The 14083-nt window shown below is 36.1% G+C and carries 12 protein-coding genes; all 12 read right to left on the bottom strand.

Translation table 11 applies throughout. The features are described from left to right. Positions 1 to 116 precede the first annotated feature (116 nt). A complete protein-coding gene (locus tag WCV66_RS09115; RefSeq protein WP_338788722.1) occupies positions 117 to 1178 on the bottom strand; it encodes a Gfo/Idh/MocA family oxidoreductase in 1062 nt (353 codons plus the stop codon). Positions 1179 to 1197: 19 nt separating this feature from the next. Continuing rightward, positions 1198 to 2061, bottom strand: a complete 864-nt coding sequence (locus WCV66_RS09110; RefSeq protein WP_338788721.1) for a sugar phosphate isomerase/epimerase — start codon at positions 2059 to 2061, stop codon at positions 1198 to 1200. A 155-nt stretch (positions 2062 to 2216) separates the two neighbouring features. After that, positions 2217 to 3587: an ABC transporter substrate-binding protein gene (locus WCV66_RS09105; RefSeq protein WP_413789662.1), complete on the bottom strand. Its 1371-nt coding sequence runs from the start codon at positions 3585 to 3587 to the stop codon at positions 2217 to 2219. A 107-nt stretch (positions 3588 to 3694) separates the two neighbouring features. Beyond that, entirely contained in the window at positions 3695 to 4543 is an 849-nt protein-coding gene (locus WCV66_RS09100) for a carbohydrate ABC transporter permease (RefSeq protein WP_338789426.1), read from the bottom strand. A 44-nt stretch (positions 4544 to 4587) separates the two neighbouring features. Continuing rightward, the gene (locus tag WCV66_RS09095; RefSeq protein WP_185653695.1) at positions 4588 to 5532 is read right to left on the bottom strand and encodes a carbohydrate ABC transporter permease; all 945 of its coding nucleotides are present in this window, start codon (positions 5530 to 5532) and stop codon (positions 4588 to 4590) included. A gap of 111 nt (positions 5533 to 5643) precedes the next feature. Further along, entirely contained in the window at positions 5644 to 6627 is a 984-nt protein-coding gene (locus tag WCV66_RS09090; RefSeq protein WP_338788719.1) for a Gfo/Idh/MocA family oxidoreductase, read from the bottom strand. Beyond that, positions 6628 to 7635 carry a Gfo/Idh/MocA family oxidoreductase gene (locus WCV66_RS09085; RefSeq protein WP_338788718.1) on the bottom strand — a complete coding sequence of 336 codons (1008 nt, stop codon included), beginning with the start codon at positions 7633 to 7635 and terminating at the stop codon, positions 6628 to 6630. A 47-nt stretch (positions 7636 to 7682) separates the two neighbouring features. Continuing rightward, positions 7683 to 8675 (bottom strand): Gfo/Idh/MocA family oxidoreductase, encoded by a 993-nt coding sequence (locus WCV66_RS09080; protein ID WP_338788716.1) that lies wholly within the window; start codon positions 8673 to 8675, stop codon positions 7683 to 7685. A 14-nt stretch (positions 8676 to 8689) separates the two neighbouring features. Continuing rightward, entirely contained in the window at positions 8690 to 9529 is an 840-nt protein-coding gene (locus WCV66_RS09075; protein WP_338788715.1) for a sugar phosphate isomerase/epimerase family protein, read from the bottom strand. 43 nt (positions 9530 to 9572) lie between these two features. Next, positions 9573 to 10787 (bottom strand): ROK family transcriptional regulator, encoded by a 1215-nt coding sequence (locus WCV66_RS09070; RefSeq protein ID WP_338788714.1) that lies wholly within the window; start codon positions 10785 to 10787, stop codon positions 9573 to 9575. A 687-nt stretch (positions 10788 to 11474) separates the two neighbouring features. After that, positions 11475 to 13139, bottom strand: coding sequence for a pectinesterase family protein (locus tag WCV66_RS09065; RefSeq protein ID WP_338788713.1), 1665 nt, complete (start codon positions 13137 to 13139; stop codon positions 11475 to 11477). 12 nt (positions 13140 to 13151) lie between these two features. Beyond that, entirely contained in the window at positions 13152 to 14060 is a 909-nt protein-coding gene (locus tag WCV66_RS09060) for a dienelactone hydrolase family protein (protein ID WP_338788712.1), read from the bottom strand. Between the last annotated feature and the right edge of the window lie 23 nt (positions 14061 to 14083).

Genomic DNA, 14083 nt, shown 5'->3' with positions numbered 1-14083 from the left:
ACCCCATGAGATGGAAGTTATTTCATCTCATGGGGTTTATTTATTTCCTCGTTTTTATGAAGAGAGAGCATGGAACAAACTTGTCATGGTCATTCTGTCTTCCTACCTATTCAGCTCTAGTCAAACACAATCTCAATTCCTTTTTCACTAGATTCATAAATTCCACATAAGATCTTCATCATCTCTACCCCGTCTTCCACTGGACTCAAAGTCTCCGTTTCATCGAGACAGGTTAATACAAAGTGATCTATTTCATTTTGAAATCCTTGAACGAAGTCAAATGTCAATGAATCTACTTGCGGAGTAGCATTTAAGATAGTATTGTGCTTTTCAGTAATGATTGATAATTCAGGTTCAACCTCTACTCCCCCTTTTTCTCCAAATAGTTTGACTGTAATTTCATCCTTCTTAGCATGAAGGGTGAAGCTGACATCGACCATTAAGGAAGCACCATTTTCAAACCGAATCAAGGCATTCGCTAAATCCTCAACGGTGTTTTTTTCTGGATCATAATCTGCAGCTTTATAGAATGATAGATTTTTAATATTAGATCGATTCCCTAGCTTAAAATATGTATTACCGGTAATCGACTTCACTTTTGGTTTGCCCATTAAATACCAGCATATATCAATGACATGTACACCAATATCAATTAATGGCCCCCCACCGGATCTTTCCTTATCTGAAAACCAGCCTCCTGGATTACCTAATCTTCTTAAACATGAAGCTTTCGCATAATAAATATCACCTAGTTCATCTGCATCAATAAACTCTTTTAATAGCTTTGTATTTGAAGCATATCTTCTAACAAAGCCAACTTGTAGAACTTTTCCAGTTTGTTTTACCGTTTCTTCGATATTTTTTGCCTCTTCAACAGAGGTACATAATGGCTTTTCTACGAGAACATGTTTACCTGCCTTTAAGGCTGCAATGGTAATTTCTGCGTGAGAGTTGTTCCATGTACATATACTCACTGCATCAATTGTTTCATCTGCTAATAATGAATGGTAATCATCATAATATTTAGCAGCACCATATTTAGTAGCCTTCTCCTCTGCTCTCTTTATATTCATGTCACAAACTGCATATAACTCAACTCTTTCATTCTTTTCATATGATTGTAAATGCATATCCGAGATCGAACCAGCACCTATTACCCCTATTTTTAGTTTGCTCATTTCCATACTCCCCCTTCTATTAAACTTGTTCCCAAATACGACGAACATTGTCTAAGCTGATTTTTGAAGCCTGCTTACAATTTTCCATACCTTCAAATTCAATTGAGATATAGCCATCATAATTTGATTGCTTAATCACTTTAATTACTTCATACATATCAATATCCCCATGGCCAACAATTGAGCCTCTTAAGTAATTTCCTGTAGCTGTTTGAAACCAACCTTCCCCTGGATTATACTTAGTAGGTCGGTAATAGAAATCTTTTATATGAACCATTGAAGCATCAGAAATATTTTTCTTAACTGCCTTAATCGGATTTTCATCAACACATAGAAAATTACCGGTATCTAATGTTGTTTTAAAATTTGCCTTATTTACATGATGAAGCAGGGCTTGAACACGGTCACTTGCTTGAATAAAATACCCATGGTTTTCAACACTTGTTGTTATTCCATATGTTGCTGCATAATCTGCTATTCTTTTACAGGCATCTGTAAGTATAGGTAAATCTTTTTCAAATTGTTGAATAGAAGTTTCTCCGATTGGTCTCCAAGCCACATCATGACGCATAAGCTTTACCCCTAAACGATTGGCGATATCTACTTGTTTAAAAACTCTTTCTACTTCTTGTTCAAATTGCTCTTCATCAGACGTGATGAAGTCTGCACCTATTGCATAATTAGAAATCTCTATCCCAACATTTTCTGCCTTTTGCCGAATAGCATCTGTTAAATCTGGATTATCGTCTAATGAGAAACCCATTGGGACAATTTCGATATGTTCCCCGCCTTGTTCTGCTACCCATTCAATTGCTTCAAGAATATCTATTTCACCAGACTTTAGAGCTGAATACAAACTGTATGAACTTAGTCCTAGTTTCATATTTTTTCCTCCAAATAAGTTTTTGGGTTTTCTCACTGCTTTTCCTAAACTATTTTTCAACAATTAGGAAGGAGCATTGGATAATTAACAATGAAGAAGTAACTTAATCAACAGAGGAGATTCATTCACTCCTCTGTTGGAAACAGAATCTTAACTTATTGATTTGCGGACCACTTTTCAGCACGTGATTGTAAATCATCCAAATATGATTGAATATCAGGAGCATCTCCATTATGTGCCTTACTAATAAAACCATTAATAGCAGGAACTATTTCACTTCCGAAAAACGGATTTGCTTCATCAAGTAACGTTGATTTCGAAATTTGAGCGATTTCCATTGCCGTTTTCATATATTTATCCTCTTCTTCTACAAAACTAGCATCCACAAGGGTTGGAGTATTTTTAAAATTAACATAGTTCCATTCTTGTGTGATAGGTCCAGTTAGAAATTTCAAAACCTCCCATGATGCTTCTTCATTTTTAGCATCTTTTGCCATCACAAAAGGATCTACCGCAACCCAGCCCTCGCCATTTGGGCCAAGATTTAGTGTTGATTCATATCGTTCAAGCAATTCCTTATTTCCAGATGCCTTAACTTCTCCCATCGTACTTGCACCTGAAGCATCAAGATGAATGGCAATATTGTTTTTCTCTAATCCAAAGTTTTCATTTCCTTGTGTATTTAAAATACCCGGTGGAGCATATTTCACTGCCTCTTCTAACCATCCAAATATTTTGCCCATTTCTGGTGAATTTAGCTTCCATTTAATATTTTTTAAATCATTTAGGGTACCTTCTCCTCCTGAAGCTCCAAAAGCATGGCTTAAAGCTACAAAGGATGAGGCATTTAATGCTTTTCCATCCCACCAAATACCGTAGTTTTGTTCACCAGTTTTTGGATTTTTCCCAGTCATCGCCTTTGCCTTTTCTAAGACTTCTTCAGGTGATGGATTTTCTGATAAGTAGTCAACTCCCCATTCATCGAAAAGCTGTTTATCATACATAATAATTCGTCTTCCTAAGATTGCTGGAATCCCAAAATGAACACTCTTATCATAGGATTTTGTACTATAGGAATTTTCCCATACACCTTCTAAATAGATGCTAGGGTCAAAGGTAGAATCATTTTCCATCAAATCATCTAAACCTCTCAATAATCCTTGTTGTTGCCATTGGGAAGCAAATGCCCCACCAGTATAAAGAACATCAACATCGCCTGATTTTAACATTGCCGTTTGTTTTGCTTGTGCATTTTCCCACGGAACTTGATATACTTCTAATTTAATATTTGGATATCTCGGTTCAAATTCTTTTTTAATAAATTCATTTAATCCCATATTTTCAACACCGGTAATAGGATCAATTCCACTCTCTAACTGCCAACCTGCGAGAGAAACACGAACTGTACCTTCAACTTCGGAAACAACTTCCACATCACTTATTTCATCCTCATTACTAGCTGTAGAAGAACAAGCAGCTGTGATTAACATAATTAAGGCTATAAAAACAAGATAAATTTTTTTGATCATCGTACATTCCCCCAAGAATGGATTGATAAAATAATAGTCTTGTTTATTCTAAGATGATCATGTCAATTGCAATTCAATCTTCACCTCCTTAAATTAATAGCAGATTATTGTTTTATTCCCGACAAAGCTATGCTTTCAACTATAAAACGTTGCAGGAATAGGTATAGAACAATAACTGGGATAAGACTTACTGTAGTTGCAGCCATTATTACTGAAGGTAAAGGTAAATCTTTGTTGTAAGAAAACATCGCTAATCCCAATTGAATTGTGTATTTATCAGGTGTTTTCAAGGCTAATAACGGCCAAAGCAAATCATTCCAAACAGCTAAAAACTGTAAGATAATCATTGTGGCTAGTATTGGTATGCATAGAGGTAAATATATCTTTATAAATACGGTGAATTCGCTTGCCCCATCAATGATTGCCGCTTCTCGTAAACTTCCTGGTAGTTGATCAATAAATGATTTTGCTAAAAAAGTTCCAAATGCATAATTCAAAGCTGGTAAAAAGAAAGCCCAATACGTGTCTAAAAGCTTAAATTCGGCAAACATGAGATATTGTGGAATCATTGTCATTTCAAAGGGGATCATCATTGTACTTAGTGCTAATAAAAGGACAATATTAGCTCCTTTAAATTTCAACTTTGAAATCGCGTAACCTGATAATAAAGCTGACGTAAGACTGAACAGTATTACTCCTACTGAGACGATTAGAGAGTTTATCATATATTTAAGCATCGGTATATTTGTAAAAGCCATTTGATACGTTCTAATAGAAAACTCTTCCGGCCAAAATCTTGGTGGAAATGGGATTTTAAGCCTAGCTGCCCAATCAAAGCTTGTGAAAACCATCCAAATGAAAGGAATAATCATAACCAACGAACCTATAAGTAAAACAGAAGTTAATATCCAATCTGATATCACTTTTGAACGATTTAAAGACCGTTTATTCATAGGCACATTACCTTTCGTAGACATCGCCTTCATCATATCCCCCCTTAATCAAAATTACTTTTTCTATTCGTAAACTGTAAAACAATCGTTAGAACAAGAATAAAGAAAAATAATATATAGGAAGCGGCAGTGGCTATTCCCATCTGTGATGATAGAAATCCATTTCGATAGATATATAGAACAGCTGTCATTAATGAGCCTGCAGGGTTTCCTGCGGTTCCTCCTATTAACCAAACATCTGTAAAGCGTTTCATGGCATTGATTGTCCCGATTATCACCATAAAAATAATAATTGGCTTTAAATAAGGAACGGTTATATAAAACCATTTTTTCAACCAGTTAGCGCCATCGACTTCAGCAGCTTCATATAAATCCTTTGGGACACTTGTTAAAGCAGCGATAAATATAATAGTGTTATAACCGAGCATTCCCCAAAGTGTCATAATAACGATACTGAACCTTGCGTATTTTGGATCGGTAAACCAACCAATTGGCTCAATTCCGACTATACCAAAAACATAGTTTAATAATCCTTCACTTCCTGGATTAAATAGAAAAGAGAAAAGAATGCTTGTAGCTACCAAAGAAACGACATTCGGTAAAAAGTAAACTCCTTTAAAGAAATTCCTCCACTTTAACCAACTGATATTGTGGATTAAACTTGCTAAAATAAATGATAAGGAAACACCTAAGATTACAGATAAAATCCCCATATAAAAAGTGTTATAGATGGATTGCCAAAACAAGGAGTCTGTTAAAACATATTGATAATTGCTTAACCCTGCCCATTCTCCAATAAAGGATTGTGAGGATTTTTTAAAACTTAGGATTAAAGCACCAATCATTGGATAAATTGAAAATACAACAATTCCTATTAGTAAGGGAGCTGAAAATAAATATCCTGTTAGATCACGGCGAGTAAAAAGTTTCTTTCGCCTAACAACTGTATGCGTAGGAGTCCCTACCGAAGTATTTAGTTCAGTCGACATAACCTCACTCCTTTAAAAAAATAAAAAACATATTTATGATGTGAATAATACTTAGCTGTAGTTTTGCCTTAACCACAGCTAAGTATTGTAATTCAAATTAAAAGGAGCAATTTATATTCTATTTAATGAAATCACTTTTTTTAGTTCGTCAGATTCATAGGCTGCCTTCACAACTTCTAATGTTCTTAATCCGTCCTCTCCAGTAATAGATGGGCTCCCTTTTTTCCTTATACATTGAAGAAAGTCATCTATGAGCCCCTTATCCATGTCATCAGCCCATGATAAGTGCTGGACTTTTCCTTCTGAATCATTGTAGTAGGTCGAATGCTGTTTAAATGCATCTACTGATAAAGTACCTTTCGTACCTACAAACTCTAAGAGGACGTCACCCCAAGTTGGAAATGTTTTAGGCCGTGACCAGCTTGGATCTATTGATACAATGACACCTGATTCAAGTTCTAATGTGACAATTCCACAATCCTCTACATCAATCGAATAGAATCTCGTATCAAGCTCTGCATAAACATTTTTTACTTCATCATTAAGTATCCAACGAATGAGATCCATGACATGAACAATATGATCTGTTGCGGCACCACCGCCTGATAACTCTTTTTCGATGAACCAGCCACCAGGCATTTGTCCATGATTCGTACCATTAATGGCAACAACTTCCCCAATTGCCCCAGAGCAGATTAACTCTCGTACTCTTTGAATCGTTGGCGCAAATCTTACTGGATATGCAACCTGTAAAATAACACCAAACTCTTCGCAAACATTAATCATTTCCTTCGCATCTTCTACTTCTGTTGCGATCGGTTTTTCACATAGAATATGTTTTCCTGCACGGGCTGCAGCAATCACATGTTCTTTATGCTTTTTATTTTCTGAACACACAACAACTGCCTGAAGATCTAATTCTAGTAATCTATCCAAATTCTCTACATATTGACAGTTGAATGTTTTCGCCATTTTTAATCCTCGCTCTTCATCCTCATCCCATATGGCAGTTATTTCAACTTCAGGGTCAGCTAGTAGATGCTTTGCATAGCTAAATGCATGCATATGGGCAAAGCTAATCATTCCGATCTTCATTTAAAACACCTCCTTCTTTGTTAGCAAAGAAACGGGCTGCCCACTGTTAACTGATTCAATCGCTGCTACCGCAATCTCTACTGCTTTCATCGCATCTTCAGCAGAAATGATCGGTTTTTCATCATTTTCTAGACATTTCGTAAAGTGTTCCAGTTGTAATTGTAGCGGTGAATTCGTTCCTATATTTTTTGGTAAAGCAACTCCACCGCTATTCTGTTCTTCTTCGTTCTTTATTTTCAGTTTTATAGGATAACTTTCCCGATCGCTATGTGTAAGCATCCCTTTATTTCCTGCAATTTCAAAAGCAGACTCAAATGTTTCCTTTGCCCAAGACAATTCAATATGGACAATTGTTCCGCTTAGCATCCGTAATGTTACTAACGCATACTCAATTGAATTTCCATTTTCGCCCTTCCTTTTTACCTGTTTAGCCATTACCCTTTCTACTTCACCAAATGTCCAGCGTACCCAATCAAATTCGTGGATCCCAAGGTCTAAAATAACCCCTCCACTTTTCACTTCATCCTGATACCAAGAATCTCTTCCTAGTGGATATGGACCACCTCTTGATAATCGAACAACACCAGGTTCACCGATTACACCACTCTTCACCTGATCATGTGCATGTTTATATTCTGGTAAAAAACGAAGTGTGTGGCCTACAAATAGTTGAACACCATACGTATGACAGATTTCAAGAATTGCTCTACATTCATCTAGGTTTAATGCCAAAGGCTTCTCACAAATAATATGCTTGCCATGTTGAGCAGCCTTTGTTACAAACTCCTTATGCAAATAGGTTGGTAAACAAATATCGATGACATCAATATCTGTATTCAGTAGTTCTTCATATTCCGTATATGTGTTACTTCTATACTTTTCTGCTAATTGATCAACTAAACTCTTATCTCGCCCCAAGATACCGGAAATAGTAACCGCTTTCATATTAAACCATGCGTCTAGATGGAGTTTTCCCATTGTACCTGTACCAACTACACCGATTTTCATTTTTCTTTACACCTCTCTCTTCATTCAGCTAGCACTCTATGATTATTTTACAAAGTGATTTTATCTTCAGTTAATGAGGACAGCTTAATAGGCAATCCCATTTCACTCGATTTGTTTGATGCCAACGTGACAGCAAGAGTTTTTACCCCATCTTCATAATTAGATAAGAGAAGGCCAGGATCTCCTTTCATTACTGCCTCAATAAACACACGATCTTGTTCTTGATAAAAATCCACTTTTGATTTATAGGTAATCGTAGAATCCTTTTCAACAATTGATAAGTCTGCTCCATCAATAAGTATGCGAAAATCCTTACCTAAAATCTCAACACCTGATCGATGGTCAAACTGTATCATTGAAGAATCAAGATGGCCCACTGCACCAGATTCAAATGTAACATTTACGGAAGTGACATCAGGAATATCCATATTTGGTATGTCCGATAGAACTTGCAAGCTCATATTCGCATATACATTGTCAATTTCTCCAGCTAAATAGCGCATTAAATCTAATGTATGTGTTGATTGTTCAACAAGTTGTCCGCCTGACTTATTCATCTCGCGGTACCAAGGAGTTGGAACAAATGATGTTATATAATGTCCTCTTACCATCGCGATTGACTTATCCTTTAAATACTCTTTCGCCTTAGCAACTGTATCTAAATAGCGCAAGCAGTAGCCTACTCCACAAATAACACCAGAGTCTTTAATAATTTTTGCTTTCTTTTGTACAGTTTCTATATCGAGGCCTAAGGGTTTTTCAACTAGGAGATGAATTCCTCGCTTAACGATTTTTTCTTCGATATCGCCGTGTGCAAATGGTGGAACACAGACAAATACAGCATCTAATGTTTCCTTTTCTAGCATTTCATCCATATCTGTATAAGCAGAAGCATTGTATTGCAATCCCTTTTTCTTTGCGCTTTCCTCAGCTATGTCACATACAGCAACAATTTCGGCATGACTATTTTTTGAAACATTTTCCAAATGAACTCCAGCAATACCTCCTACACCTACGAACCCTACTTTTACTTTACTCATCATTTCATCTCCCTTTAGTTTTTCACTTTAGATTGACTTGCTAGTATGACTTCCATATGCCGAGCTGTATCAATTGGTAGTTGTTTTGGTCCGATTGCATATGGACTGAGCTCAGCAGTAATGACATCGTCATAACCGATCTCTTCCAACGCTTCCACTACTGCAGACCAATTAACATCACCAGCTAATAGGGGGACAAAACCAGTAATATTCCCTACCTTTGTGCTAAAATCTTTCACATGAACTTTGCTTATTCGTTTCCCAAGGATTCGAATCCATTGTTCTGGATATCCAAACTGTAGGACATTTCCAACATCAAAATAAGCTTTTGCATATTCTGAATTTAGTTCATCTATATATCGCGCCATTTCGAGGGGTGACAATAAAAATTTATTCCAGACATTTTCGATTCCAATTGCCACTTGACGCTTTTCTGCTTCATCGAGAACTTTTTTTAGTTCTTCTTGGCTTCTTTTATAACAATCATCATAGGATACATCTTGTGTGACAGAACCAGGAACAACCAGTACCGTATCGATCCCCATTACACTTGCCAATTCAATTTGCTTCAGGATGATTTTTCTGCCCTGTTCTCTTACATTCTCGTTAGCGGAAGATAATTGGTTTTGCCATAATAATCCCGTAGATAAGCTTCTTAGTTGTAACCCATAAGACAGGGCAAGCTTTACAATTGCATCTGCTTCACCAGGTGTTGTGTCCATCGTTAAACCAATTCCGCCAGAATCATATAGATTCAATTCGATTGCATCAAAACCTGCTTCTTTACTATACTCAAACACTTCCTCCAAAGATGTCCCTTCAGGGTAGCACCATTGATTTATTCCTTTTAACATCGTAACCATCCTCTCATTCTTTAAAAGAGCTAAGTCTGTTAACCTAATATACTTGATTAAGAGAAAAGTGAAATTTATCCTGCAATAATACAGAGGCGGCTCCTATCATTTCTAGTTCATCTCCTAATGAAGGAGCATGAATCTCCAAATCCTCTGACAAAGCCTCCATTACATTTTCTAATACAGATGTTCTTAATTTTGCTAAATAAATTGGATTATTTGCTACGACCTCACCTCCTATAATGATTACTTCTGGATTAAATAAATGCACCAAGTTAACAATACTTGCAGATAAATAAGATACTGTCTCTTCAGCTAGTTTCATGGCTAACTCATCATGTTCTTGAAGTGCTTCACTGAAGATAGCAGGTGTAATCTCAGTCATTTTTCCATTTACTTTCTCTAACATCCCTGAAGACTTACCGGTAGAAAGTGAAGAAAGAATCCTTGAAAAGATTGCTGGCCAACTAACATAGGTTTCAAGGCAGCCAATATTTCCACATTCACAGCGGAATCCTCCACGGTCAATACTTGTATGGCCAAATTCCCCTGCACCTCCGCTATGTCCCCTATAAATCGATCCATTTACTAATAAACCTGCGCCAACTCCATCACCTTGGGTGATATATATCATGTTTTGATTCAAGTTATATAAACCAAAGTTTTTTTCTGCGAGAAGATAAGCGTTTGTATCATTATCAAGATACGACTTCTTATTAAACCTTTGCTCTAATAAATCTTTTAATGGAACATTTTTCAGCTTAAGTTCTGCGTTATATCGGATAACACCCTTAGAAGAATTTACGATCCCCTGGGTAATCACAGAAATACCAATGCAAAGATCCTTATTTATTGAGCTATTAAGGAACGTTTCAATCAAATCTAGTAAATAATTAATTACATCATCACCTGAATAAACATTTGTTGAGTGAATTTCCTTTCGTTTCACTTTGGCCTCTAGGTTCATTTCGGCAATTGTGATGAAGGAATTACGGATAGAAATAGCTATTAAAAATTTAGAATCGGGTGAAAACCTGACAAGGATTGGTTTTCTTCCCCCACTAGAATGACCAATTCCATCTTCATAAACCAAGCCTTCTTGAATTAATTCAGATACAGCTGATGTTACTGTTGTTGGGCTCAATTTATTTAACTTCGCAATATCGGATCTTGAAATTGGTCCTTGCAGCCTAATCGTATCTAATATGATTGAGCGGTTTAATTCTTGGATTAACTTTAAGTCCCCAGTTCTTTTCATTAACTTAGTTGCACCCCTTAGTGTAATATTCTTAGTTTTTCCAATGGTTTTATTAAGTATTTAGCTACTCTTATTAAGGGGAATTCTATTCACGATAATAACTCGTTTCTAAATGCATTTTCAAACAAGGAAAACCCTTTTATAATGTTTTAATTAAAAATCATAGTTTGGATTGTAGGATTCGTTGTTGGTTAGATGATAAATCAAGGAAGTAAAAGATAAGAGATTCGATATTAATTATTATTAGACCTATTAAAAATGAAAGCTATACTGTTATGAGAGGTTTTCTAATTCGCTACCTTATGATAGCGGTTACAATTTACTTTTATAAATTTATTTCTGCTATAAGATCTTCTTGACTGGATTTAAACTTCGTTTTTTGGTTAGGATTTGAGAGACATATATAATTTCAGGGAAATAGAGAAAGAATAATTGAGCGAGAGATCATGAGGTGATGTTACTTACTTTTTCCAATGACTTTATTAAGTCTATAAATTTATATTAACAGATACTTACATAATTTCAATATCAAAACCAACGTTTTCCATCGTGAAATTCCGACAAAAAACCTACTTTACATCTATCTTCTATGCTTCTCAAGAATCCTTTGCTAGGGTTTTATCGCACTTAAAAAGTGCAGACCCTTCGGCTGCACTCATCCATCCTTATCTTATTTAAAATATAATTCTATAGCCTACTAACCTCTTTTTTATTAATGATACAATTAGCAAAATCTATCCCTAATTCCTTGATTCCCTCAACAACCAACTCAGCAATTTTCTTCGCTCCATACTGACTAAAATGAGTATCATCAGGAGGTGTATCCTGGTTTTCTTGTTCATACCAAGCAAATAGTGCCTTCGTTTCTTCTATCCCTAATCCTTCATAAAAGTCCTTTGACTTTTTCCATAAATCTATTAATGGTACCTTTAAGTCAGCAGCTACCTGTCTCATCGCATCTGGATAGTCACCTAGAGTATCGATTAGATTTCCTTGTTCATCAAAGCTTCTCCGATTTACTGGAGTTATTAAAATTGGGATAGCACCTTTTTCACGAGCTCCATTAATATAGTGTGCCAAATATTCTTGATAGCTAGTGTAAGGTTCTGTTCCTCTTGTTTTATCTTCTACTTTTTGATCATTATGACCAAATTGAATGAATAAGAATTCGTCTTCATTGATTTTGTCTAGTATTTTTTGTAATCGTCCTTCATCTATAAAGCTTTTTGTACTGCGTCCACCCATTGCTTCATTTATGATAAAGACTTCATCTGTAAAAAATTGAGGTATTTGCTGACCCCAGCCTTGCTTTATTCCTTGCTCTGGTGAAACGTCTTCCACTGTTGAATCTCCAGCTAAATAAATACGAAATTGTTTTTCTTCTTCTACTAAAGAAGGCCAATCCTTTTCTTTACCTAAAACATTTTCAATTGCATATTGTTTTACTTCTTCCTCAGTTAGCACCTTTGCCCATTTTACTCGTTTTTCCATGCTTCCACCTGGACCCCGGCTGTTATATTCTGCATAGCAGGTTGTATTCTCAGCATGCTGTTTCTCCCAATTATGCCAGCCTTCTTCTTTGATGTGCTCACCCATCCAGCAATTTATGAATGCTGTTTTTGCATAATCTCTCCACGGTCTTCCTAAATAGACAGTATTAGCTGCAGCATTGCTAGTTAACCGGCAATCAATAAAGACATAGCCGAATTTTTCATCAATTGGAGTAGAGGCTGCAGTAATATAGCCATTAATGTCACTGGATTTATCTAAGCTGAAAATCTCACAGTGATCGAAAACAGCAGTTGCAGAACCGAAGATAAAATCAACATCACCTTCTATGTAGCAGTTCCTAAAATAACTTCTCCCCACTCTTCTTTCTAGACCATCTCTAGGTCCACCAAAACGATTACCTTCAATTGGCTTTGGTGGAAGTGGGCCTGTAAATAATGTATCCTGGCTACCTAAGAACGAACAATGATCAAATTCCATCTTATCCCCATCGACATAGACAGCAACGGCTTGACCTACTACTGTTCCACAGCCCGCGTGATTTTCAAAGGTGATGTTTTTTGCAAGAAACTGATCTCCTGTTAATAGAATGCTATAAGAAGAAAAAGTACCCATTTCCCCCCCATTTGAAAACGGTTTTTTCGCATAATCACCAAATGTAATTTTGACTTTTGCTTTATCTGTTCCTACTAAAGAAATGAGAGGTTTATTGATTTCTAATTTTTCTTTATAAATGCCTTCTTTTATCTGGATGATTACTTTTTCGTTATTATTATCAGGTATTGTGTTAATTGCCTCTTGAATAGTTGTGAACTGTCCACTTCCATCTTGCGCAACGATCATTTCTACATCACCCTAAACATTTTTTTGAAGAAACGAACAAATTTCTGCTCGCATTCCTGCCGTTTCGATATGACCACATTGATAACGGACCATTTTCCAATTCTCTGACTTTCCTTCTTGTTTATACTTTTGACTCAACGCTTCATCAATAATGGCTAATCCTGCAAATGGTGTAAGTCTATCATCATTCCCAACAACACTTAAATGTGGTCGTGGGGCAATTAACTCTTGAATTTCTGATGTACGAAAATATTTTAATAGACTTGGAACATATGAGTAAAACCCATGGTGATCAAGCCCTCGATTTTTCACCAATGTTTCTGCATCAACTTGAGCAGCAATATCAACGCATACCTTTATACGCACATCTAGTGCAGATAGCCACCATGCCATTAATCCTCCCATTGACATTCCTAATGTTGCTATTCTGGAAGAATCAACATCGTCTCTTGTCATTAAGTAATCAACTGCACGCATGTTGTCGTAGATCATCATTCCCCACATGACTTGACCTTTCCAAAGCATTTCTTTGAAAATTTCACTTTCTGCCTTTCCTCTACGCTCACCAAATCCCCACATATCAATACATAGGACACCATACCCCATACCTGTTAGTTCTTCTGCAAAAGATGGTTCTTGAAGATAATCACTACTTTGGATAAGTTCTGTTTTACCTAATTGATAATTTCCACCGTGTGAATGATTAAACAACACAACTGGCATCTTCTCATTACTCTTTTTAGGACGAGCAAAATATGCTGGTACTAAATCAATTCCATTTAGATCCAATAGTAATACTTCAAGTAAAAATGTTCCTTTATCTAAGTCTCTTATTTTTTTTACAGATACAGTGTCGGTTTTTTCGGGTAAGTCACCCAGTAACGAGAAAAGTTTTTTACGTTGTGATCCTTTTGATATCATCTTGTATTCTCCATTTCAAAGCA

The organism is Metabacillus rhizosphaerae (assembly GCF_037201795.1).
Classification (GTDB): domain Bacteria; phylum Bacillota; class Bacilli; order Bacillales; family Bacillaceae; genus Metabacillus; species Metabacillus rhizosphaerae.
Note: the sequence above shows the minus strand (reverse complement) of the source record. Positions and strands in the feature narration are given on the sequence as shown.